At 64.2% G+C, this 23,662-nt stretch carries 23 protein-coding genes and 1 pseudogene; 17 read left to right on the forward strand and 7 right to left on the reverse strand.

The features are described from left to right. Positions 1-67 precede the first annotated feature (67 nt). From FHS28_RS14010 to FHS28_RS14035, 6 genes are all read left to right on the forward strand, one after another. A complete protein-coding gene (locus FHS28_RS14010; RefSeq protein WP_088451418.1) occupies positions 68-1,342 on the forward strand; it encodes a zinc-binding metallopeptidase family protein in 1,275 nt (424 codons plus the stop codon). Next, positions 1,339-2,193, forward strand: a complete 855-nt coding sequence (locus FHS28_RS14015; RefSeq protein ID WP_088451420.1) for a transglutaminase-like domain-containing protein — start codon at positions 1,339-1,341, stop codon at positions 2,191-2,193. Before FHS28_RS14010 ends, FHS28_RS14015 begins: the two co-directional genes overlap by 4 nt. A 106-nt stretch (positions 2,194-2,299) precedes the next feature. Continuing rightward, positions 2,300-4,531, forward strand: a complete 2,232-nt coding sequence (gene yccS / locus FHS28_RS14020) for a YccS family putative transporter (RefSeq protein WP_310736788.1) — start codon at positions 2,300-2,302, stop codon at positions 4,529-4,531. Positions 4,532-4,767: 236 nt separating this feature from the next. Continuing rightward, positions 4,768-5,034, forward strand: coding sequence for a hypothetical protein (locus tag FHS28_RS14025; RefSeq protein ID WP_088451424.1), 267 nt, complete (start codon positions 4,768-4,770; stop codon positions 5,032-5,034). A gap of 521 nt (positions 5,035-5,555) precedes the next feature. Beyond that, complete coding sequence (locus tag FHS28_RS14030; protein WP_088451426.1) at positions 5,556-5,771, forward strand: cold-shock protein; 216 nt, start codon at positions 5,556-5,558, stop codon at positions 5,769-5,771. A 50-nt stretch (positions 5,772-5,821) separates the two neighbouring features. Then, on the forward strand, positions 5,822-6,037 hold the full coding sequence (locus tag FHS28_RS14035; protein ID WP_088451428.1) for a hypothetical protein: 216 nt from the start codon (positions 5,822-5,824) through the stop codon (positions 6,035-6,037). 84 nt (positions 6,038-6,121) lie between these two features. Here FHS28_RS14035 and FHS28_RS14040 read toward each other — a convergent pair whose 3' ends face one another. The 5 genes from FHS28_RS14040 to FHS28_RS14060 all read right to left on the reverse strand — a co-directional run bounded on the left by FHS28_RS14040 (position 6,122) and on the right by FHS28_RS14060 (position 12,855). Beyond that, positions 6,122-7,474 (reverse strand): PepSY-associated TM helix domain-containing protein, encoded by a 1,353-nt coding sequence (locus FHS28_RS14040; RefSeq protein WP_184294837.1) that lies wholly within the window; start codon positions 7,472-7,474, stop codon positions 6,122-6,124. 9 nt (positions 7,475-7,483) lie between these two features. After that, positions 7,484-9,670, reverse strand: a complete 2,187-nt coding sequence (locus FHS28_RS14045; protein WP_088451432.1) for a TonB-dependent receptor — start codon at positions 9,668-9,670, stop codon at positions 7,484-7,486. A gap of 203 nt (positions 9,671-9,873) precedes the next feature. Further along, positions 9,874-11,544: a serine hydrolase domain-containing protein gene (locus FHS28_RS14050; protein ID WP_088451435.1), complete on the reverse strand. Its 1,671-nt coding sequence runs from the start codon at positions 11,542-11,544 to the stop codon at positions 9,874-9,876. Between the two features lie 103 nt (positions 11,545-11,647). Continuing rightward, positions 11,648-12,247 carry a hypothetical protein gene (locus FHS28_RS14055; protein WP_184294840.1) on the reverse strand — a complete coding sequence of 200 codons (600 nt, stop codon included), beginning with the start codon at positions 12,245-12,247 and terminating at the stop codon, positions 11,648-11,650. A 62-nt stretch (positions 12,248-12,309) separates the two neighbouring features. Further along, complete coding sequence (locus FHS28_RS14060; RefSeq protein ID WP_088451439.1) at positions 12,310-12,855, reverse strand: carboxymuconolactone decarboxylase family protein; 546 nt, start codon at positions 12,853-12,855, stop codon at positions 12,310-12,312. Positions 12,856-12,967: 112 nt separating this feature from the next. Between FHS28_RS14060 and FHS28_RS14065 the strand changes: the two genes are divergently transcribed. The 3 genes from FHS28_RS14065 to xth all read left to right on the forward strand — a co-directional run bounded on the left by FHS28_RS14065 (position 12,968) and on the right by xth (position 14,918). Then, on the forward strand, positions 12,968-13,861 hold the full coding sequence (locus tag FHS28_RS14065) for an AraC family transcriptional regulator (protein ID WP_088451441.1): 894 nt from the start codon (positions 12,968-12,970) through the stop codon (positions 13,859-13,861). Positions 13,862-13,936: 75 nt separating this feature from the next. After that, positions 13,937-14,119: a DUF3606 domain-containing protein gene (locus tag FHS28_RS14070; protein WP_088451443.1), complete on the forward strand. Its 183-nt coding sequence runs from the start codon at positions 13,937-13,939 to the stop codon at positions 14,117-14,119. A gap of 4 nt (positions 14,120-14,123) precedes the next feature. Beyond that, positions 14,124-14,918 carry an exodeoxyribonuclease III gene (gene xth / locus FHS28_RS14075; RefSeq protein ID WP_088451445.1) on the forward strand — a complete coding sequence of 265 codons (795 nt, stop codon included), beginning with the start codon at positions 14,124-14,126 and terminating at the stop codon, positions 14,916-14,918. A 98-nt stretch (positions 14,919-15,016) separates the two neighbouring features. On the opposite strand, the gene FHS28_RS14080 is transcribed toward xth, so the two are convergent. Beyond that, on the reverse strand, positions 15,017-15,493 hold the full coding sequence (locus tag FHS28_RS14080) for a MarR family winged helix-turn-helix transcriptional regulator (protein WP_088451447.1): 477 nt from the start codon (positions 15,491-15,493) through the stop codon (positions 15,017-15,019). A gap of 49 nt (positions 15,494-15,542) precedes the next feature. Between FHS28_RS14080 and FHS28_RS14085 the strand changes: the two genes are divergently transcribed. Then, on the forward strand, positions 15,543-16,820 hold the full coding sequence (locus FHS28_RS14085; protein ID WP_088451449.1) for an MFS transporter: 1,278 nt from the start codon (positions 15,543-15,545) through the stop codon (positions 16,818-16,820). A 68-nt stretch (positions 16,821-16,888) separates the two neighbouring features. Here FHS28_RS14085 and FHS28_RS14090 read toward each other — a convergent pair whose 3' ends face one another. After that, positions 16,889-17,497 (reverse strand): TetR/AcrR family transcriptional regulator, encoded by a 609-nt coding sequence (locus FHS28_RS14090; RefSeq protein ID WP_088451451.1) that lies wholly within the window; start codon positions 17,495-17,497, stop codon positions 16,889-16,891. 129 nt (positions 17,498-17,626) lie between these two features. On the opposite strand from FHS28_RS14090, the pseudogene FHS28_RS14095 reads away from it, so the two are divergent. From FHS28_RS14095 to FHS28_RS14125, 7 genes and pseudogenes are all read left to right on the forward strand, one after another. Continuing rightward, positions 17,627-17,782: pseudogene (locus FHS28_RS14095) on the forward strand (SDR family NAD(P)-dependent oxidoreductase); the annotation flags it as partial. 113 nt (positions 17,783-17,895) lie between these two features. Next, positions 17,896-18,444 (forward strand): PaaI family thioesterase, encoded by a 549-nt coding sequence (locus tag FHS28_RS14100; protein ID WP_088451567.1) that lies wholly within the window; start codon positions 17,896-17,898, stop codon positions 18,442-18,444. A 364-nt stretch (positions 18,445-18,808) separates the two neighbouring features. Next, entirely contained in the window at positions 18,809-19,672 is an 864-nt protein-coding gene (locus tag FHS28_RS14105) for an alpha/beta fold hydrolase (protein ID WP_375140752.1), read from the forward strand. Between the two features lie 14 nt (positions 19,673-19,686). Further along, positions 19,687-20,532, forward strand: a complete 846-nt coding sequence (locus tag FHS28_RS14110; RefSeq protein ID WP_088451455.1) for an alpha/beta fold hydrolase — start codon at positions 19,687-19,689, stop codon at positions 20,530-20,532. A 49-nt stretch (positions 20,533-20,581) separates the two neighbouring features. Continuing rightward, entirely contained in the window at positions 20,582-20,980 is a 399-nt protein-coding gene (locus FHS28_RS14115; RefSeq protein ID WP_088451457.1) for a helicase, read from the forward strand. Positions 20,981-20,988: 8 nt separating this feature from the next. Then, complete coding sequence (locus FHS28_RS14120; protein WP_088451459.1) at positions 20,989-22,239, forward strand: NADH:flavin oxidoreductase/NADH oxidase family protein; 1,251 nt, start codon at positions 20,989-20,991, stop codon at positions 22,237-22,239. 171 nt (positions 22,240-22,410) lie between these two features. Then, on the forward strand, positions 22,411-23,412 hold the full coding sequence (locus FHS28_RS14125) for an NADP-dependent oxidoreductase (RefSeq protein ID WP_088451461.1): 1,002 nt from the start codon (positions 22,411-22,413) through the stop codon (positions 23,410-23,412). Positions 23,413-23,662 lie beyond the last annotated feature (250 nt).

Raw genomic sequence — 23,662 nt, forward strand, 5'->3', positions numbered from 1 at the left:
TTTTTGCAGACCCATTTGTGGCAGCAGGCCACCGCGTGTGGGTATTCATCCGCAGCTCGCCAAGCCCATGCAGCATCGACGCTTTCAGGCGTGGCGGTTGCCAGTGAAGGACATCCTCTTCACGCCCTACGTCTCCGGTGATCTCATGACTTCCACGCTGGCTCGAAATTACCAGTGCACTTGCAGCAAACCTGTGTTCTTCCGCAACTCCTCCTGCCTCGCCTGCGGCTCTGCCCTGGGTTACGCGGCGGATGAGGGGGCACTGCATGCCTTGCGTCCGGCGCAACTGCCAGACCGCTTTCATGTGGAGGGTCGGCCCGAGATCACCTATCGCCGCTGCCAGAACTTCTCCAGCGTGATCGGCTGCAACTGGCTGGTGAAAGACGATGGCAGTACGACGGCCCCGCTGTGCCTCAGCTGCCGACTCAGCCGCATGATCCCGGACCTGTCGGTGGCAGGCAACGGAGAGCTGTGGCGGCGCGTTGAGTCCGCCAAGCGGCGGCTGGTGTCGCAACTGCTGGGGTTGGGGCTGCCTGTGGTGCCCAAGGCGGACGTTCCCCAACGCGGACTGGCCTTCGATTTCCTGCATTCGCAGCCGGGAGAACCGGTGCTGACCGGTCACGCGAGCGGCGTCATCACCATCAACATCGAAGAGGCGGACGATGCGTTTCGCGAACGGGCGCGGGCGCAGTTCGGTGAACCGTATCGCACGCTGCTGGGCCATCTGCGACATGAGGTGGGGCACTACTACTGGGACCGGCTGGTGGCGCAAACCGAGTGGCTGGCGCCCTGCCGCGCACTGTTCGGCGACGACCGAGAGGACTATGCAGCCGCTTTGAAGCGCCATTACGAACAAGGGCCGGTAGCGGGCTGGCAGCAACGCTACATCTCCGCCTATGCAGGCGTGCATCCCTGGGAAGACTGGGCGGAAACCTGGGCGCACTATCTGCACCTGCGGGACACGCTCGACACGGCACACAGCTTCGGCATGGTGGCAGATGCGCAGACGCTGGAAGGCCATGAGCACAGCACTGCTGTCGATTCACCGTTCCAGTTGAAGGATCTCTGGCAGGCCGACCATCCCACCGGACCGGAGTTCCTGGCGCTGCTGCGGGACTGGGTGTCGGTGACCTGCGTGATGAACGAGATGTCACGCGCGATGGGGCAACCGGACTTCTATCCATTCGTGCTCCCCGCAGCGGCAGTCGCGAAGCTGCACTTCATCCATTGCCTGATCGATGCGCATGCGCGGGACGGTGACGCGAAGCAGGAGACTCCGGTGGTGGTGCAGGTCGTGGTGAACGACGCGGGGGTGGCAGGAGTCGCAGGAGTGGCAGCATGATCCGCATGCAATTGCACTTCGAGCTCGATTATCTGGTGAATGACGCCAATGCGAGCTTGCTGTTCAACGTGCAGCCGGCCTGCACGGCGCTGCAGCGGGTGGAACAGGAACGGATGGAGATGACGCCCGGCGCGGCGTGGCATGAACGTGAGGCGCCGTGCAGGCTCAACCGGCTGATCAGCGTGAAGGCGCCGGCGGGCCGCTTTCATCTGACCTATCAGGCGGCGGTGACGGTGCAGCCTTTGGTGGAGCCGACGTCGGCCCTGGCGGAAGCGGATGTGGCCAGCCTGCCCCACGACGTGCTGGGATATCTGATGCCCAGCCGCTATTGCGAGTCGGACCGGCTGATCAATTTTGCGGAGGCCACCTTCGGCGAGATTCCATCCGGCTATGCGCGGGTGTTGGCGGTGCGGGACTGGGTGCGCAGGAAGCTGCGCTATGCCAGCAGTGCTTCCACCACCCGCACCTCGGCGGTGGAGACACTGACGGACCGGGTGGGCGTCTGCCGGGACTACGCCCACGTGATGATTGCACTATGCCGGGCCCTGAGCATCCCGGCGCGGTATGTAACGGGCACCGATTTCGGTGCGGACGCCGGCAAGCCGATGGACTTTCACGCCTATGTCGAAGTGTGGCTGGGCCAGCGCTGGTATGTCTTCGATCCTTCCGGGCTTGGCATTCCGATGGGATATCTGCGCATCGGCACCGGCCGCGACGCGGCGGACGTGCCCTATGCCATGCTGTTTGGGGATGTCATCTCCGACTACGCGCCGCTGGTGAGGGTCACCGCGGAACAGGGACCGGGGCTGGAGATGCCCAGGCATGTGGAGGAGGCCTTGTCGACGATGTGATGCAACGCGCACCGGACTTGGCGCCCTGTGGCGCTTATCGCCAGGCGTTTCCATTCGGCTCGATACTTGCTACCTTGACACCCATCGAGTCGCGGGAGATCAAACAGTGCTGAGTGCGGGCGAAGTACGGGGTTGGGGCCAATGGGCCTATCAGCTGTGGCAGCGAGAGGCCGTCTCCGGCAGCCTGCGCGCCTTGCTGGCGCTGGCCTGCGTCATGGCCGGATGCTGGTGGGACGGACGGATGTCCGCCGCCCTGCCCCTGCTGCTCGGTGTCATCGCCAGTGCCCTCGCGGAAACCGACGACAGCTGGCGCGGTCGGCTGAAGGTGCAGATCATCACCCTGCTCTGCTTCTCGATCATGGCGGTTGCCGTGCAGGCCAGCCTCGGTCATCCGCTGCTGCTGAGCGTTCTGCTCGCCCTCGCCGCGGTGGGACTCACCCTGCTGGGGGCCCTCGGCGAGCGGTATCGCACCATGGCATTCGCCACCCTGGTGATGGCCATTTATGCCTCGCTGTCGTCCAAGCCGCATGCGGTCGAAGCCATCGTCCTGCTGCTGCTGGGCGCCGCCTGGTATGGCGCCATCTCCGTGCTGTGGGCCGCCCTGCTGCCGACACCGCCTGTGCGTCAGCACCTGGCTGCGGTGTACGAGAGCCTGGGCGAATATCTGCGTCTGAAGTCCGGGCTGCTGGAGCCCGTCCGGGGCGCGGACCTCGAAGGCCGCCGGATCGCATTGGCCTTGCAGAACGGCCGTGTGGTGGATGCCCTGAGCCGCTGCAAGGAAGCCCTCTTCAGTCGCAGCGGCGGAGGCACGCCGGCGCCCTGGCTTCGCGAAGCGATGCAGGCCTATCTCGTCGCGCAGGATGTGCATGAGCGGACCAGCTCCTCCCATGAGCATTACGAGGTGCTCTCCCAGCAGTTCTTCCACAGCGACGTGCTGTACCGATGCCAGCGGCTGCTCGCGTTGCTGGGCCGCGACTGCCGCAGCCTCGCGCGCCACATCCGACGCCAGCCGCCCTGGAAACGACACGGCACAACAGCGCACGCCATCGAAGATCTGCACGAAGCGCTGCGACATGTGGAGCAGACGCCCGGCCCGTCGAGCGACGCCCGTGAGCGGGGGCTTGCAGCCCTGCGCGGACTCGCCGCCAACCTGAGCGCGCTGGACCGCGCCCTGTCCTCCGCACTCCAGCCGCCGGAACAATCCGCCGACACCAGCCTGCTGGACCGCGACCCACGCAGCCTGTCCGAAGCCTGGCAGCGCCTGCGCGCCCAGTGGAACTGGCGCGCGCCCTTGCTGCGCCATGCGGTGCGACTGGCCGTGGCACTGGTGGCCGGTTATGCCGTGATGCTCAGCACCGGTGACAGCCACGGTTTCTGGATCCTGCTGACCATCGTGTTTGTCTGCCAGCCGCAATACGGCGCCACGCTGACGCGACTGGCCCAGCGGATTCTGGGCACCGTGCTGGGGCTCGTGGTGGGCTGGGCCTTGCTGCGCCTGTTTCCCGACCTGCTGCTGCAGGCAGGATTCACCGTGGCAGCCGGCGTGGTCTTCTTCGCCACGCGGCACACCCGCTACACGCTGGCCACTGCGGCCATCACCTCGCTGGTGCTGCTGTCGTTCAACCAGGCCGGCGACGGCTTTGGCCTCATCCTGCCCCGGCTGCTCGACACCGTGGCCGGCAGCGTCATCGCGGGGTTGGCGGTCTGGCTGATTCTGCCGAGCTGGCAGTCCCATCAGCTGCATCGCCTTGCCGGGCAGGCGGCCCGTGCTCAGGCCCAGTACCTTCGCGAGATCATGGCGCAATACCAGAGCGGCAAGCGGGACCACCTGGCCTATCGGCTGGCGCGTCGCAATGCCCACCTGGCCGATGGCGCGCTCGCGCGTTCGCTGGCGGCGATGCGGCTCGAGCCCGCACGGGCGCGGGTGCTGGCACCGCAGGGCATGCGCTTCCTGGTGCTGTCTCACACGCTGCTGAACTACCTGTCAGCGTTAGGCGCCCACCGCAATCAGCGCCTGGCACTCGCGGACGATGCGCCGGCCTCGCGGGCCGCCCAGACGCTGCTGAGCACGCTGGACGGGATTGCCGACGCGCTGGAAGCCCTGCCGCCGCGCATGGCTGACGATCTGAATCTGCCTCAGAACCTTGCGAGTGCATTGACAACGCCGGTCGCCCGCGAAGTGCCCGACGCCGAGACACGCCGCATCGTGCAAGCGCAGCTCGCACTGAGTCTGCGCGTCCTGCCGGAGTTGCATGCCCAGGCGGTGGCGCTGGTGGAACCGCCAGAAGAAGCGTCGGACGGCACTGGTGCGGAATTGCGACTCAGCCGATTCCGCTAAGCCGGCGTGCCCAGCCACCGGAAAAGAAACCTCGCAAACGTACGGCGGTACGACTACTATGCCTGGATAGACCGTGAGGTTGTCAACCCGATGTACTCGGTCCGCGCTCAACGCCGTTGAGCCGACCGGCGCCCTCGCCTTGATCGCTTGGCGATTCTGTTCTGACCGCATGTGGCGGCCAGACACGCAAGGAATCGGGACATGCCTGCACTCCACCAGCCCTTCGCGAGCGCCGCATGCTGATCCGCATGCATCTCTCCAGCCTTCGTGGGCTCCGCATCACGTCCTTTGATCTCGTGACCGTGGGTCTTGCGGCCCAGTGGGTCGGCGAGGTCGTGTTTTCACGCCCTGGCGAGTTGCAGCGTCGCGTGCTGTATGTGCATGCGGCGGCCGAGCAACTCGCGAGCGCTGCGGAGGTGATTCAGTCCCTGCTGGACCCTGAACAGCTCACCACGGGCTGGATCAGCCCATCGCTGGAACCGGCGCCCCACACGCCAGCATGAGTCGATGAGGGCGGGCGGGAGGGAGGCGTCAGAGCGTGGAGAGCTGCTCCAGCGAATACTTGCCCGGCAACTGATATTGGTAGCGACGGTTACTGTGCAGCGACTTCCGCCGCGCGCAGCGCTGGCTTTGGATCGACACTCAGCTTGGACAGCGCACTACCGGACACTGTCAGGAGGCGCGCGATGTTGCCATTGCGCCGGCAGCGCCTTTGTCATGTGGAACCCTATTCCCCGCCGACAGAGGGGATGGCCTGGATGGCCGTGCCACCGCGGCATTCCACCGCCTAAGGCCCTTTTATTGAAAGGGCACACGCATTTCTGGCTTCGCGTGTTAGAGTCGGCTCATAGATTCGCCCAAGACCTTTCCTCTGAGGTCTTTTTCTGCGGCCCCGCTGGTCTCCCCAAGACCTTTCTTGCGAGCGGCTCGCTTCAGCATCACCCCCCGCTGTCAGTTCTTGCGTGTGTCTTACCCTGTGTGCGTTCGCACGCCGGGAACTTCCGTTCATCCCAAAGGAAACATCATGACCCCCAAGCAAACCGGCATCGTGAAATGGTTCAGCGACGACAAGGGCTTTGGTTTCATCAGCCCCACTGACGGCTCCAAGGACCTCTTCGCTCACCACAGCGAAATCCTGAGCGACGCCTCCCGCCGCAGCCTGGCTGAAGGCGCTCAAGTCGAATTCGAATCGAAAATTGGCCCCAAGGGCCTGCAAGCAGCCAGCATTCGCGCGCTGTGATTGATGGGCCGCTCGCGGCCCTTTCCTTCTCTCTCTATTAAAAGAAGAACATGCACAACAAGAACATTGCCGTGGGACGCTATACCGTCTCCCCCATGAGCCACCCCGACACCGAAGGCCATTTCGTGGCGTCCGTGTCGATTCGATCGGGGTCGGGTGCATCCTGCACCGATCGCATCTGGCGTTTTACCCACCGCTTCCCGTCGTCCGCCCTGGCCCTGCGTTACGCAACGACCGAAGGCGCCAACTGGGCGCGTCGTCATTGAGACATGACGGACGTCGCTGAGACGTCATGACGCTTCACCCGCTGCGCGCACCGCACCGACGCGCAACAAAGCGGCGCTAACGGCTCACGCGGCGCGCAAGCGCGATGCCAGCTGCGCCTGGGCCACCGCCCGGCGGCGACGCCACCACAGCCACAAGCCCGTGCCCAGCAGCAGCGACGGCACCAGGCCAAACAGGCTCCACAGCACCCGCAGGGCCCAGCCGAACGCTTCGGCGCTGTGCAGCGGGAACAACCAGTTCAACAGCACATTGCCGGCCGGCGCATTCAGCGGGTCGTAGCGATGCAGCAGCCTGCCCTGCTGACTCAGGCGCACCCGCGTGTTGCCAGTGTCGGCGCGGGGCTCTCCAGATTGCAGCAGGCGAATCTCCACCGGGCCGTTGCCCACCGGCATCGTCACGCGACTCCACTTCGCGGCAGGAAACTGCTGCTGGGCCAGGGCCACCCATTCATCCGGCGTCAATGCGCTTGAGGGCAGGCGCTCGCCCTCACCGGAATCATTGCGCCCCTCTTTCTGTGTGCCGCGCGCAGGGGCGAGTGTGCTGTCAGTGCGCTCTGGCGCCGCCCGACGGCCTGCGCTCGCTGTGGACTCGACTGGCCTGGCCTTTGCCATGCGCGCGTCCGCCTGGATGGGCAGCACCGCGCCCACCCAGGTGCGAGCCGTTGTTCCGAACACCAGCGCTGCACCGGTCAAACTCAGCAGCAGAAGCAAGGGCAGCAAGCACAAGCCCACAGTGCGGTGCACGTCATACCAACGCCGTGCAGGCGCGGCATCCCAGCGAATCGTCAGGACCCGCCGCCACGAAGCGGCCTTGAGCGCCTGCCGCGGCCAGACCAGCACCAGACCCGTCAGACCCAGACCGAACAGCACCAAGCCGCCCGCGCCGGCGACGATGGCGCCGTTCTCGCCGCTCCAGAAGTATCGATGGAGTTCATAGACCGTCGGCACGACGTGCGCAGCGTCCCATCGCACGACGCCGCGGTCCCGATGACCGAGATAGCGTCCGCAGGCCGGATCGATGAAATGCTCGCGTCGAACGCCTTGCGCATCGCGACGCTCCCACACCTGATAGGCCGCACCGGCCTCATGCGGGGCCACCACAATGCCGGCCTGACGCCCGGGCGCATGCGCCTGCAGCACGGTCAGCACGCGGGCCACAACCTGTGGGGCTGCATCCGCTTGAACGGATGCGGAGGTTGCGGTTGCGGTTGCGGTTGCGGTTGCGGTTGCGGTTGCGGGCGACGAGGGCGTCGTCAACGCGTCGCAGCGGGGCAAGGGTTGGAACCAGTTGGGGTTGAGCGCCGCATCCAGCTCCGCCTGCCACACGAGCAGGCTGCCGCTCAGGCCCAGCACCACCAGCACCAGACCGGCCATCAATGACACCCATCGGTGCAGCCAGCTCAATCCCTTGCGAACCACCTCGTCTCCTTAAAAGCTGCGACGCCAGCTCAGCGTCAACGCACGCCCGCGACCGGCGTAGTAGTCGTCGTTGGTGCCCGAGTAGTTGGCCTGCGAGTAATAGGTCAGGTAGCGGCGGTTGAACAGGTTCTCCACGCCGGCCCCCAACTGGCCCCAGGGCGAGTCCCAGCTCACCGAGGCATCCGCCACCGTGTAGCCCTTGAACCGCTCTTCCAGCGAGGTCTTGCCGGACAACTTGCCCACGTTGGCATCCCGGGAGAAGTACACCGACTGCGTCCAGTGCGCCTGCCATCCCGGTGCCAGACGCCAGGCGGCGCCGAGCACGAGCTTGTCCGGACCTTGCGAGCGAGCGCCAAGGTCCAGATCCATCGCGCCACCTGCAGTGCTGGCCGTGCGACCGCGCGTGAGGGCATAGGTACCGGTCAGCTGCCAGTCCCGCGTGGGACGCCATTCACCGCTGATCTCAAAGCCGCGAACGGTGATGGGCACACGCTGCAAGGACCCGATCCCGTTGCTCACCACCAGCTGGCTGCCCAGGTCAGAGTGAGACCGGTACACCGATGCAGACACGCTGCCTTGAGCACCGCGCCAGGCCAGGCCGGCTTCGACGTTGTCCGTCAGGATCGGCTGCAGGTCAACGAGGCTGTTGACCGACCGACCCGCCGTGTTGACGGCGCGCAGGATCAGCCCGACGTCAGGGGATCCGAATCCCTCGTTGTAAGAGACGAAGCTGGACCACCCGCTCTGGCCAAAGCGCCAGACCGCGCCCAGGTTCTTGACCAGTTTGCTGGCGCTGCGCTCACCGCCTTCGACGGCGCGATTGCCGTAATAGGCCAGCGTGCTGTAGTTGTCCACTCGCAACTGGCTGTGCTCGTCACGCAGACCACCGCGCACCGTCAGAGAGCCCCACTCGTATTCGAGCTGACCAAAAGGCGCGAGGCTTTTATAGGCCATCGGCGGCACCCAGACCCGACCGGTCTGAGTGAGCCGCTGCTGGGACTCGTCGTCGAGATAGTCGGTGCCGAGCGTCAGTTCCAGGCCGGGTGTCCACAGGTCCGGGCGCACCCAGCTGGCGCGCACGCCCCACTTGTCGGCCTTGATCTCGCTTTGGTCCACCAGCGTGCCGATGGGCGCGATGCTGGCGTCCTGGAAGGTGGTGATCACGCCGCCGCTGTAACGGGCGCTGAAGTTTTGCTTGAAGAGCTGGACCGATGCGGCACCTTGCGCCAGATCGGCATGGGTCCACTCCAAACTGGCGGATCGGACCTCATTGCGCGGCGCGTCATAAGGCAGCGTGCCGCGGGCCGATGTGGTGGGCTGGCCTGTGGCGCGGTTGCCGGGGACATCGACGCGATCATCGAAGCCATCGGCGTGAAATCGATTGACCATCAGCTGAAGGCGCTGGGGGCCGAAGTCCTTGCCGATCTTCAAAAAGCCATCGGCGGATTGATGCAGCGACTCGGTGGCCAGCGCACGGCCGGCACCGTCCACACCGATGTCCTGGGTCCGCGCGCCCACATAGGCCACCACGTCGAAGTCACTCTTGTGCTCGACCATGTAGCCGGCCTTCCAGCTGGCGGAATCGCCGTGGAACTGGGTGCCATACTTCAGCTCAATGGTCTGACGCGTCCCCGGCTCCGTGGGGCGGCGGGTGATGGTGTTGATGATGCCGCCGGTGGCGCCCATGCCCTGGGCGGCGGAAGCGCCGGACACGACCTCGATGCGGGAGACGACCATCGGATCGGCGAAATAGCCTTCCCGACCGCCCAGCCGCAGCGGATTGGTCTGCGGGATGCCGTCGAGCAGCAGCAGCGCATTGCGCCCGCGCAGGCCTTCACCGAAGTTGCTGAGTTTTTGACGCGAAGGTGCGTAGCCGGGGATCTGCAGCGCCAGCAGTGCGCTGGGATCCTCGCTGACCAGCCCTTGGGCTTCGATCTCCTGGCGGCTGATGACGCTCACTGCGCCGGGGATTTTTTCCAGGGCTTTGGCACCGCGGGTGGCGGTGACGAACACTTGGCCGAGTGACTGGGCCGCCGGGGCGGCGGCGTCTTGGGCCAGGCGCTCGCTGGATGGGCCGGCGGGCGTTGCGTCCGAAGCAGAGGATGTGGACGCGATGGCGGCAGACTGGGCGTGGGCGGAGGGCAGGCCAAAAAGGCAAACGCTGGCCCAGGCCAGCGCATGGAAACGCAACTGCATGCAGGGACTCTCGATGAGCGGATTCGTAGGGGTGGACAGGGCCACCGGCTAGTCCGCCACAACGGTTGGCTGAGCCCCTTGGGGGTGGATTCTAGCGGTTGTTGAGAATTGCTCTTATTTGAGAAGATGCCACGCCTGCGAGTCAATCGCCGGAATCGCAACGAATTTCCCCGCGATAGCGCTGCGCTTCCAACGACCCATCCCTATCTGCGCTGCATCACCAGCTTCTGCCCGCCCTGCGTGAGCGTCACCGACGCCGCCTTGCCGTCATCGCCATTGAAGTCAAGCTGAGCACCGACTTGTGGAATCAGCAGCTGCCGCGGCGTCTTGGCCTGCAGTTCAAATGATGGCTGGCGGGGCGCCTGACCCATGAGTCTCCCGCGCTCATCGACAAACACCCGGATGCTGAACTGGGGGCTGGCGTAGTCCCCCACCAGCAGATCCATCTGGGCCGGATTCAGGGTCATGAATACCGGCTCGGCGGGTAGTTCCCCGCTTCGCACCCAGCGCTCGCCCTGTTTCTCGCCATTGTTGAAGACCCGCACAGCGATGACCTTGCCGTCGGATCCACGTTCCAGCTTCAACTCGGAAGTCGAGTCCTGAAATACGAACCGGTCGTCCCCCAGAGGAATGAGCGGCAGTGCGCCGCTCCCGCTTCGCTGGCTGGTGAGCCCCCCATCGCGCAGACGCAGCGTGCGTGTCTGCCGGTCGTCAAGGCGGTAGACCCCTTCGCCGGTCTTCAGTTGCACCACCGGCACTTCCACGGGCACCACGTCCGGGAAGGGCTCACCGATGGCAAACGCCGCCAACTTCTGCGCCAGCATGCTGTCTCGCGCGCCAGAGGCGCCATCGCTGTTACGCAGGATCACCACCGTGGTCTTGCTCGCCGGCAGGTAATCAAGCACGGAGGAGAATCCGTGAATGCCGCCGGTGTGCATCAGCATCACCTGATCACGCAGCATGACCGATGCAATGCCGAAGCCATATCGGGACGCCTTCGCAGCGCCCTCCGGCGTCGTCATCCGTTCGTAACTGGCGCGGCTCAGCAGCTTGCCGCCATGCAGAGCCTGATTCCATCGCCACAGTCCTTCGGTATTGGAGATCAGCGCACCCGCCGCATGTGGCTGGGTCATGCTGAGCAAGCCCGCAGGCACCGGCGCGCCGGTCTGGTTGAAGGTGTAGCCGTGGGCCATGCCCTTGAACAGCTTGTCGCTGGCCTCGTAATGCACGCTGGTGATACCTGCCGGCTTCAGCAGCTGGCTTTCGATGGCTTGAAACCAGGGTTGTCCTGCAATAGCCTCCACCACCGCACCGACCAGGACATAACCGGAGTTGTTGTAGGCCCACTTCTCCCCAGGCGCGAAATCGACAGGCAGATCCTTGAACTCATTGATCAGCTCCGACGTGCTCAGGTCCCGTCGCACGGGGTTGCCCATGTAGCCTGGAATGCTGGTGTAGCTCTTCACGCCCGACGTATGGTTGAGCAACTGTCTCAGCGTGATCCTGCTGCCGCTCGGGTAATCCGGCAGAAATCTTGAGAGCGGATCGTCGAGAGACGCCTTGCCTTCGTCTATCTGCCTGAGCAGCATGGCCGCGGCGAACTGCTTGGTGACTGACCCAACGCGCAGCACCTGATCCGGCTGCATCGACACACCCAGTTCAATGCTGGCCATGCCGCGTGCGCCCTTGTAGAGCAGCTGATCACCCCGTGCGACGAGCACGGTGAAGCCCGGGGTCTCGGCGCTGACCTTCTGCTGGTCGAGCAGCTGGTCGGCATACGCAGCCATGGCAGCCGGGGTCGCTGACGTGCCGGCGTGGGCGGGGCTGATCAGCAGGCACAGGAGGGCAACGGCTGGAATCTGAAGTGAGCGCATGTGTGCAAACGGTCAGTCAGGACACTGCGAAGTGTGCAGTCCATCGGGATGCACCGACGTTTGATTGCGATGAAATGCAGAATCAAAGGAATGAGTGTCTAAGTCACCCCGCGGATTCCAAACAGCCAGCAATCGTTGCAAGCGCAGCCTCTTTTCCTGCCAGGAACTGCTCATAGGTGTCATACAGCCGCTGTCGCTTGTCCCCATTCAGCAGGTAGGCGGAGGCCACCAAGCGCTGAGAGGAATTGAACAAGGTATAGAACGCCAGCGGCCCATTGCCTTTCAGGTCAGGCTGAGTCAGCCCGAGCATTTCCACCTGCCCGTGACTGGACACGGTCAGCGGGGCCGACGGGACACTCAGCTTTCGCATCTGCGCCTCGATGACCTCACGGTCCTTCGGCGCCGACGATGTGTCGGACTCCTCGACCTTCAGATTGATGCTCAACACCCCGCTGGGATCACCGAGCAGCAACCGAAATCCGTCGACCACGGACACTCGCGCCTGACCGACCGGCGTATCCACAACCCGACCAGTTTGACCTGCGGGCCACCGGTTTTCCTGAATGACCTTGAAGCCGCTGTCCTTGATGCAGGACACCGCCGACTTCAAAGGTCCAGCTTCGACTGCCCATGCGGGAGACAGAACAGTGCCAGCGATCGAAATACTGGCCATCGCAATGAAAGCGCGGGTTGTAGTCTTCATGAATGTATCGATGAATCTGGAAATGGGAGCCTATCAGCATTTGGCGAAGGCCCCCTCGTCACTCAAGCACTCTTTCTCAGCTTCACACCCGGAAAGTCCACCGGCACTTGAAACGCAACGTTCACATAGTTCGTGAACAGGTTCAGCGCCACGTGTGCCAGGATCTCGACGATGGCCTCATCGTCGAACCCCACCTCACGCAATGCGTGGATGTCTTCGTCGCCGACGTCGCCCCGGTCATTCACCAACTTCAACGCGAAGCGCAATGCAGCCGCTGTCTTCGGGTCATCCGACTGCCCCGCCTGCGCTGCCGACATTTCCTCCGCGGTCGCGCCGGCCTTGCGGCCCAGCATCGTGTGTGCCGCCAGGCAGTACTCGCAGCGATTGCGGTCGGCCACCGCCACAGCGATCTGCTCGCCCAGCTTTGCCGGAATGACGCCACCACCCAGGGCGCCGAAGCTGCCCCACAAGCTCTTCAGTGCTGCCGGTGAATTGGCGACGGCGCGGAACATGGCCGGTGTGGCACCGAATGCGCCGTGAATCTGGCTCAGCAGTGCCTTGCGTTCGCCCTGAGCTTCAGCGGGGGCAATGAGTTGAATGCGGGACATATGACTTCCTTTCGAGGTGGTTGAAAAGGGCTTGTTGCCCTGGAAGTCAGTGTGCGGCTGAACCCTGTACCATTGGATCCGTTCCGTACAAGGAACATATCCATTCGTCCAAATGAGCCCCAACGCCGCTGCTGTCGACCGTCTGTCCACGCTCCTGGAAAACTTCCGCGTGCGGGCCCGCCTCTTCCACAACGGTCCGCTTTGTGGCGTCAGCATCTTCGACGCAAAGCCTGGCCGCGGCTTTCTCCACCTGATGCGCTGCGGAACGCTGGAGGTGCGTCACCAAGACACCGGACTGCCCAGGCGAGTGAAGGTCACCGAACCCTCATTGGTCTTTTATCCAAGACCCGTGCCGCACGAATTCCGCAATCCGCCGGTCGAGGGTTCGGATTTCACCTGCGCGGAAATTGAATTTGAAGGAGGCGACCTTCATCCGCTGGTTCGCGCGCTCCCTTCGTTCGTTCTACTTCCCATCAATCGCGTTGAGGGGCTGCAGCTCTCCTTGACGCTGCTCTTTGCAGAGACGGAGCAGCTTCGCTGCGGCCAACGTGTATTGGCAGACCGGCTGTTCGAAGTCGTGCTGATCCAGTTGCTGCGATGGCTGGTCGACCATCCGACCGCCGGCTCTTTTCAGCAGGGACTCATGGCGGGGCTGTGCGACCCGAAGCTCGCACGGGCGCTTGGGGCGATGCACGACGAGCCCGGCAGGCTCTGGGTGCTGCAGGACCTGGCGGAAGTCGCAGGCATGTCCCGGAGTTCATTCGCCAGCCGTTTCAAGGCGGCGGTGGGACAAGCGCCTGCCGCGTACCTGGCGGATTGGCGGCTGTCCCTCGCTCAGCAGCAGCTGAAGCGGGGGCGGTCCATCAAGCAGTTGGCGGATGAGCTCGGCTATGCCAATCCCTCGGCGCTCTCTCGAGTCTTCTCGCAACGGGTGGGCATGTCGCCGCGCGAGTGGCTGGCGTCCAGCCCCAGGACCGACGGTGCCCTGACGGATGCTGACGAATGAGCCGCGCCCGACGCCGGTAGGCAAGCTTCTTGCCACTTGTCCATCACGACCTCTGCACAACTCTAGGAGACCGGTATGGACAACAAATCCAAGGTGGGCGGCCAGGACAGGACCCGCATCAACATCCGCGAGGACTACGAACTGCGCGACTGGAGCAAGAAATTCGGCGTGACGCCCGACGAGTTGAAAAGCGCGGTCGCCGCCGTAGGCACGAGCGCCGAGGCCGTCGAGGCACATCTGAAAGACAAGAAGCGTTGACCCGGTGCTGGTCGCCACCTGGAACGTCAACAACGTCTTGAAGCGGCTGGACCAGCTCCTTGCCTGGCTCGAATCGCGCAAGCCGGACGTGGTGGCCCTTCAGGAGTTGAAGACCCCCACGGACAACTTCCCGACTCAGGCGCTGGCGGCAGCTGGCTACCACTGCATGGTGCAGGGCCAGCGGAGCTGGAATGGCGTGGCCTTGCTTGCGCGCGGGCAGGAACCACTCCCCGTGCTCACCGCGCTGCCCGGCGATCCCAAGGACCGTGAAGCCCGGTACATCGAAGCCGCCATCAAAGGCGTTCTGTTCGGGTGTCTGTATGCGGTCAACGGCAATCCTTGTCCAGGCCCGAAGTTTGATTACAAGCTGGCATGGATGGAACGGATGCGCCAACGTGCCGAAACACTCTGGGCAACCGGACACCCGGTCGTGCTGCTCGGCGACTGGAACGTGGTCCCGACGGATCAGGACATCTACAAGCCTGACACATGGCAAGACAACGCCTTGCTTCAGCCGGAATCTCGCGAAGCGTTCAATCGCATTCTTGATCAAGGATGGACGGACGCGATTCGGGCTGCCCATCCCGCAGACCCGCCGCCCTTCACCTTCTGGGACTACCGACGCCGTCGCTGGGAACGAGACGCCGGCCTGCGCATCGACCACATCTTGTGCAGTTCAGCGCTGCAGGTGAGGGCCGCCGGTGTGGACAAGGATGAGCGGGGACGCGACAGCCCGTCCGACCATGCGCCGGTATGGGCTCGCTTGAAGGGGGCAAGGCAGACGACGATGCCCCCTTGAAACGATCCTCACGACGCCAGCCCCCTTCATAGGGACTTCACCCCCGAGCCACGGCGATGATGGTCTCGCAGCGGTGACCCTCACGTCTCGCGGCAGGGCTATTCGTCCGCGTCGACGGTCTCCTGCAGCAGTCCCAGGCACTCGTCGATGACCGCATGAAGCCGAGCGACGCGCTCGGCCCCCATGCGCTCAATGAATTCCTGTTGCGCCCGCTGCCAGGCCTTTCGGGCCTGGGCTTGTTTGGTGCGGCCAGCAGACGTGGCCTGAACCTGGCGGCTGCGGGCGTCATCCCCGGGGCCGATCTGCACCCACCCTTGAGCGATCAGGGGCTGAAGGTTACGCGTGAGCGTCGACGCATCCATCTCCAACACAGCGGCCAGTTGGCCCGGCCGCACGGGCCCGAGCCTCACGACATGCGAGAGCAGTGAATATTGCGTGGTCTTGAGGCCTGCACTGCCGACCTCAGCATCGAAGAGCTGACTCACTCGGCGCGACAACTGACGGAGCTTGAGACTGCTGCAGCCCTTGGGCGCTAGGAGTCCGGGAGCGGGCAGGGTCAACTTCGGTGCGGGCATTGGATTATTGTATCTACAATGGTTGCAATTACATCGTTTGAGGTGATCCATGCTTGCTCAACCTGTTGCCGCTGCCTTGGGCCGGCGTGGCGTCCACTACGGGTGGGTTGTTGCTGCTGTCACCTTCCTGGCGATGCTCACCACGTCAGCCGCGCTCGGCCTGCCGGGCGCGATGTTGCAGCCCCTGAGCCATGAATTTGGCTGGACGACCGACCAACTGGCCTCTGTTTTTGCGGTGCGTTTTGCCCTGTTCGGGCTGCTAGGGCCGTTCGCTGCCCTGTTCATCGCGCGATTCGGGCTGAGCCGGATCATGGTGGTCGCCGCAAGCTTCATCGGCGTGGCCATGGGCTTGGCGACTCAGGTCACGCAACTGTGGCAACTCTTCCTGCTGTGGGGTCTTGTGCTGGGCTGTGGAACTGGCCTCACTGCCCTGGTCCTGGGAGCCATGGTGGCGAATCGCTGGTTCACGGCCCACCGCGGTCTGGTCGTCGGGCTGTTCGCCGCCAGTACGGCCACAGGCCAATTGCTCTTTCTGCCTGCAGCTGCCTGGATCATCGAACACATGGGCTGGCGCTACGCGGTCTTGCCGATCATGGTCGCCTGCATCGGCGTAGCCACCCTGGCACTTCTATTTATGCGCAACCAACCTCGTGACGTCGGCCTTCGCCCGGTCGGCGAGCCAGCTGACGCGCCGCTGGAAGCGCCGCTTGCCGCCGCACCACTCAACTTCCTGGCGCCGTTCACGATACTGGCCGAGGCAGCTCGCCATCGGACCTTCTGGGTACTCGCTGCGAGCTTCTTCATCTGTGGTCTCAGCACGAATGGCCTGGTGCAGACGCACTTCATCTCGCTGTGCAGCGACAACGGCCTCGCAGCCGTCCCCGCAGCTTCGGTGCTTGCCATGATGGGCGCATTCGACCTCGTCGGCACCACGCTGTCGGGCTACCTGTCGGATCGCTATGACAACCGCAAGCTGCTGTTCTGGTATTACGCGCTGCGTGGCCTGTCGCTGTTCTGGCTGCCTTTCTCGACCTTCACGCTCTATGGCCTGTCGCTCTTTGCGATGTTCTATGGGCTGGACTGGATCGCCACCGTGCCGCCCACGGTCAAGTTGACGGCCCAGGCGTTTGGCAAGGAGAAGGCTGGGCTGGTGTTCGGCTGGGTGTTCGCGGCCCATCAGCTCGGCGCGGCCGCAGCGGCGTACGGGGCGGGGCTGACCCGCACGCTGCTGCTCACCTACAACCCGGCGCTGTTTGCGGCGGGCGCAGCTTGCCTGGTAGCCGCCTTGCTGGTCCTGCGCATCCGACGGTTCACCCCGGCCCGTTGAGGGCGGTCCTGGGCGCTGAACCGTCTGGCTCTCGCTCAGCAGATCAGCGCACGTTGCAGGAGAAAACCTTAAGCGGCCTTGCGCCGACGTCGAGGTGTTTCGGCAGGTGCGGTAGCGGGCAAAGCCCCAAGGATTGCGTCCCGACCAACGGCCAGTATTTCGTCCGCCAAGCGCGAATCGTCCGGGCAGGCTCTGGACATGACGATGGCGCCGACCGCCTGTGTCAGCATCTCGAGCACCTTGGCCCGCGCTTGCTCCGGATCGAGATCCGAAAAACGGCTGTGCTGGCTCAAACCCGCCACCAGACCTTCGATACCTTCGACAAATGCGGACCTGACGGATTCCGGTTGCCGCGCCGCATCCCCTCCCAAGGCAGCCAACGTGCAGCCATCGGCACGATGGTCACGATGCGCTCTCGAGACATATTGGCTGACGAACTCGGCAGGGTCAGCGCCGCTGGCCAATGCCAAGGTCTGCCCGATTCCGCAGGCGGTCGCCTCGGCGATCAGGTCCGTCTTCGAGCCGAACTGCTTGTAGAAGCCGCCATGGGTAAATCCGGCCGCGGCCATCAGGTCGGCCACGCCGACGCCGTCATAGCCGCGCTCACGAAAGAGGTGGGAGGCGGTTTCGACAACGTGGGCTCGGTTCGCCTGGGCTTGGGCCTTCGTGACTTTCATGCTCGCTCGACGTGGAGGTGATGGATGAGGAGGTGTTGATTGTATATTGATGCTGGTCGTAATCAAATCGTTGACTGAAGATTACACCCATCATCATAATGACTGGCCAGCTTTTATGAAGGTCGTGTCATGTCTATAGGTCACTCAGTCCTCATCACCGGCGCATCCACCGGCATTTGTGCCGCTTACGCGGAGGGTTTTGCGCGGCGCGGCCACGACCTCGTCATCGTCGCCCGAGACAAAGTGCGCCTGAACACACTCGCTGAGCGCTTGCTTGAGAGCGCGAGGCTGCAACTGTTGTCGGGCATCCAGCAGGCGCATGTGGCTGAGCGCTACCCAACCGCACCGTGAGCCACGCCGCCCTGATTCTTCCTGTCACGACGACCCCGGAGGTGCCCATGGAGGCCAATGCAGACTCGACATTGCAAGCCTGGCAAGCCCAACTCGATCAGGTGCGCGCTCGACGACTCGCTTGCGGCGGCGGACAAGCCGGCCTGGCCACCCGGCAGCAGATTCATGGCATGTCAGGGCTGGAGGTCATGACGGCGCTTCTCGATGGGAAGTTGCCCCATCCCTACATGGCCGACACCTTTGACTGCGAGTTGGTTGAACTCGGCGACGGGAGTGCGACTTTTCAGGCCACACCGCAGTTGAAGCACTACAACCCGCTAGGGTCCGTGCACGGTGGCTGGTACGCCACGCTGCTGGACTTCGCGCTTGGTTGCGCGGTGCAGACCAAACTGCCGCCCGGTCGCGGCTATACGACCAGTCAGATCAATGTGCATATCGTCAGGGCCGCCGGCGTGAACACGGGCCCGCTGCGATGCATCGGTACAGCGCTTCATGTAGGGCGACAGGTGGGCACCTCGGAAGCCAGGATCGTCGGGCCGGACGGCAGGCTGTACGCACACGGCTCCACCACTTGCGCAATCTTCGAAGCACCTTAGGTTGAAGGCGGCCGGGGCGCTCGCGAAGTGTGACGCACTGGGTGATTAATGATTTTGCCCATCATCTAAAACATTGACTTTTTGGATGATGCCCATCATCATAGAGGCATTGAAGAACGACATGCGGCGCCTGTCTGTCGCCGCCAAGCCTCCGGCGCTGACCGCCCCAACAGCCCACCGACACCGCCTTTTTCTCAGCGGCGCTCGGGATTGCCGCCACCTCCCGGCCTGAGCCCCTGCCACTCCTCACCCTGAATCGCTCATGTCCACACGCTTTCCGAAATCAGCCCTCTCTGCCTTGGCACTGTCGTGCGTCCTGTTGACATCCTCCGCGCTCGCTGACAACTCCAGCGCAGCCGGCGCAATGCCCGCTTCGGGCCAGCAGATGACAGCCCCGGCCTGGCGGAGCGTCCCGACGCAAAGCGTCACGGTCGGCAAGGTGAGTTATGCCTACCGCGAGCTCGGGCAGCAGAACGGCGGCACGCCTGTGATCCTGCTGACTCACCTGGCGGCCGTGCTGGACAACTGGGACCCACGCATCGTTGACGGACTGGCTGCCAAGCACCATGTGATTGCATTCGATAACCGTGGTGTCGGCGCGTCCACCGGCACTCCGGCTAACACCATCGAACAGATGGCTGACGACGCCGTCGCCTTCATCAAGGCCAAAGGCTTCCAGCAGGTCGACCTGTTCGGCTTCTCGATGGGCGGGATGGTGGCCCAGGAGATCGCGCTGAAGGAACCCGCGCTGGTTCGCCGCATGATCCTTGCGGGCACTGGCCCCGCTGGCGGGGAAGGCATCAGCACGGTCGCAGGGGTTGCGAACTACGACCTGATCCGCGCGACGTTCACCGGTCAGGACCCCAAGCAGTACCTGTTTTTCACGCGCACCCCGGGCGGTATCGCCGCCGGCCAGGTCTTCCTGACGCGACTGCAAGAGCGGACCGACAACCGTGATGCCGAAATTGCCATCTGGGCCTACGTGTCGCAGCTTCAGGCACTGAAGGCCTGGGGTGAGAAGCGCCCTTCGGACCTCTCCGTCATCAAGCAGCCAGTTCTCGTGGCCAATGGTGACAACGACCGGATGGTGCCCACGTCGAATTCCTACGACCTCGCCAGGCGCTTGCCCAGCGCACAGCTGGTGATCTACCCGGATGCTGGCCACGGCGGCATCTTCCAGTACCACGAGGACTTCGTGCCCAAGGCGCTGTCCTTCCTGTCCCGCTGAGTTTGGAGGCCCGCATGAGCGAGACCCATCTCACCACCCCCACCCGCTTCCTCGACGTGGACGGCGCCAGCTTCGCCTATCGGCGCTGGGGCAACGCCGACACGGGCCAGCCGCCGCTGCTGATGCTGCAACACTTCCGGGGTGGCATGGACCACTGGGACCCGCTGATGACCGATGGCCTGGCCGATGGTCGGGAAGTGATCCTCTTCAACGGTCGCGGTGTCGCGTCTTCGACCGGGGTGCCACGGACACGGATCGAGGACATGGCCGACGACGCGGCGGCCTTTGTCCGGGCGTTAGGCTTGTCGCAGATCGACGTGCTCGGCTTCTCTCTTGGGGGCTTCCAGGCGCTGGACCTGACCTGGCGCCACCCGAAGCTGGTGCGCAAGCTGATGCTGCTTGGCACCGGGCCGCGCGGTGGCGACCCCGAGATGGAGCCTCAGGTGCTGGAAACGGCCGTCCATCCTGTCCCCAGCCTGGAAGACTTCCAGTACCTGTTCTTCGGGCGCTCGCCACAGGCGCAACGGGCGGGGCGGGAGTTCTGGAAGCGTCGGCACCAGCGCGTGGAGCAGGACCCGCCGTCGTCTCCCGACGTCGCCAAGGCACAGATCGAAGCCAACATGCACTACCTGCCGCGGCTGAAGGACGATGACCCGTTCGCCTACCTCCGCGGCATCACACAGCCCACCTTCATCCTCAACGGCGTGCACGACGTGATGGTAGCGACGGTGAACTCGTTCTACATGGCTCGCAACCTGCCGAACGCCCAGCTGTTCATCTACCCCGACGCTGGTCACGGCGCGCAGTTCCAGTACCCGCAGCGGTTCCTGGGCCACGCCATCCAGTTCCTCAGCGAGTAGCGCGTACCGCCTGCTGGCTGGCCCACCCCGCCCACCCGACGAGTCCCCCATGCTGAAGTTCAAGTTTCTTCTCTGGGCCTTCGCCCAGATTCTCAATCGCAAGATTCGCAGCAACGCCGATGTGGCGCGCTACGTCGCCTACAAGCACCTGGTCTTTCAAATCCGGACAGCTTCAGGCTCAGGCCGGTACTACGTGCTTGACGGCGGCCGCATCCGCTCGTCGGCCGGGCTCGCCGCCAACCCGGCGTTCACCTTCAGCTTCAGCAGTCCCGGCAAGGGCTTTGACGTGTTGTCCGCCAAGGACGGCCAGACCGCCTTCCTGAGCGCCTTGGGCAGCAAGGACCTGACCATCAGCGGTGACTTCCAGGAGGTGATGTGGTTCCAGGGCTTGAGCGCGCTGCTGCAGCCCCCGAAACTCATCTCGCCCTACAACCGCACCGCATTCTGAGGCAGCTGATGGAAGCGAACCTGCTGAACCAATCCCTGCGCCTGCCCAATGGCGGCGTACTTCGCAACCGCCTGGCCAAAGCCGCCATGAGCGAAGCGTTGGCCACCTACGGCAACCGCCCGACCGAAGCGCTCGTGGAGCTCTACCGCCGCTGGGGCTCGTCCGGTCTGGGCCTGATCATCACGGGCAACGTGATGATCGACCGGCGGGCGCTGGGGGAGCCTGGCAACGTCGTCATCGAAGACGAGTCGGACCTGCCCGTCCTGACGCGCTGGGCCCAGGCGGCAACGGCGCAGGGGGCTGCGCTGTGGGCGCAGCTCAATCACCCGGGCAAGCAGTCACCCAAGGGCTTGAATGCGGTCAACCTCGCCCCGTCGGCCGTGCCGTTTCGCCAAGACATGGCGGCATTCTTCGAGACGCCTCGCGAAGCCACGACCGCCGAGATTCAGGACATCATCGAGCGCTTTGGTCGCGCAGCCGCCATCTGCAAAAAAGCGGGATTCAGCGGCGTGCAAATCCACGCGGCCCATGGGTATCTGATCAACCAGTTCCTGTCGCCGCACCACAACCGCCGCGACGATGCGTGGGGTGGGACGCCCGAGAAGCGCCGTCGCTTCGTGCTGGATGTGTACGCAGAGATTCGACGTCAGGTGGGGGCCAGCTTCCCGGTCGGCATCAAGCTGAACTCGGCCGACTTCCAGCGGGGCGGTTTCACCGAAGAGGAGTCGCTCGACACCATTCGCGCACTGGCCGATGCCGGCATCGACTTGATCGAGGTCTCCGGCGGCACCTACGAGGCTCCGGCGATGAGCGGCATCATGCAGGAAACCAGGAAGGCGTCCACGGCGGCACGAGAGGCCTATTTCCTGGGCTTTGCAGAGAAGGCGCGCGGCGCGACGCAGGTGCCGCTCATGGTCACCGGTGGTTTCCGTACCGCTGCTGGCATGAATGCGGCGCTGCACAGCGGCGCCTTGGACGTCGTCGGGCTGGCGCGCTTGCTGGCCATCGACCCCGATGCGCCTGCGTCGCTGCTGCAGGGGCGCGACAGCGCGCAGCACGTGCGCCCCATCAGCTCCGGCCTCAAGGCCATCGACCGCATGGGTCTGATGGAGATCGTCTGGTACACGCGGCAACTCCGGCGCATCGGCAAGGGAAAGGCGCCGAGGCCCGACGAGAGCGGCTTGGCCGCGTTCCTGAAGTCGGTGATCGCCAGTGGCTGGGGCACCTTCCGCACCAAGCGCTTGCGCGCACGTGCCTGAGCACGCCCGTCACGGCCGGCAGCACCTGTGGACACCCGAGCCCGCCTCCAGGTGGAGCAAGCCGACAGGACCGTTGAACCACCGGACTGACCTCGGCCAAAGTGCCAGGCGATGCCCGAGTGCTTGCACCTCACCTCACACCATCACCCCCGCCAGAACACGGAAACGCACATGAAAGCTCTCACCTTCAAGCGCTACGGCAAGTCGCCCGACATCGGCTTCTCCAACATCGACCGCCCCACGCTCCAGCCCGACGAATTGCTGGTGCAGGTCTATGCGGCAGGCCTGAACCCCATCGACAACATGATCCCGGTGGGTACCTTCAAGCCGGTCATGAGCTTCAAGCTGCCCGCAGTGCTGGGCAGCGACCTGGCCGGCGTGGTGATCGAGGTGGGGAGCAAGGTGACCCGCTTCAAGCCGGGTGACGAGGTCTTCGCGAGCATCTTCGACCTGGGCAGGGGCTCACTCGCCGAATTCGCGGCCGTGCCGGAGCGCGCTGCCGCATTGAAGCCGACCAACCTTGACTTCGTACAAGCAGCCTCCATCCCCATGGTGGGCCTCACCTCGTGGCAGGCGCTGAAGGAGCGAATGAACCTGCGGCGCGGCCAGAAGGTGTTCATTCCTGCGGGTTCTGGCGGCATCGGCACGTTCGCGATCCAGCTGGCACATCAGCTTGGCGCCAAGGTCGGCACGACCGTGAGCACAGGCAACATCGAACTCGTTCGTGGCCTGGGTGCCGACGAGATCGTCGACTATAAGAAGCAGGAGTTCGAGAACGTCCTGCGTGGGTATGACGGTGTGCTGGGCACCGTCCGGGGAGACACCCTCGAGAAATCGCTGGGCATCCTGAGGTCAGGCGGCCGGATCGTATCCCTCATCGGCCCGCTGGACGCCGCCTTCGCGGAAGCGAAAAAGCTCAACTTCTTCCTGAAGTTCGTGTTCGGTCTGATGAGCCGCAAGCTGATGAAGCAGGCGAAACAGAAGGGCGTGGACTACGGGTTCCTTTTCGTCCGGCCCGATGGGCAGCAACTCGGCGAGATCGAAGAACTGCTGAAGGCTGAAAGCGTCCGACCGGTGATCGACAGGGTGTTCCCGTTCGACCAGGCCAAGGAGGCATTGGACTACCTGGCCCTCGGACGATCCAAGGGAAAGGTCGTGGTGAAGATCAAGTGAGGGTGAGGGCCGAGCGCCCATGGCATCTTTGAAGTTGCACGGACGGGTTCCCGATGGCAATGCCCTTGCGCATGGGCTGGGGAGTCCATCATCGTAGAGATCGGCGATGAACCAAAACCAAGACCGCCAGCAAACTCATGCTGACGGCCTGGTCTTGAATCAACCCGGGTTTTGAGGAGGCTCAACACTCTGAGAGGATTGAGCCATGAGCAAGTCGAACAAGTTCTCACCCGAGGTGCGTGAGCGTGCC

The organism is Roseateles terrae, from assembly GCF_014192155.1.
Classification (GTDB): domain Bacteria; phylum Pseudomonadota; class Gammaproteobacteria; order Burkholderiales; family Burkholderiaceae_C; genus Roseateles; species Roseateles terrae.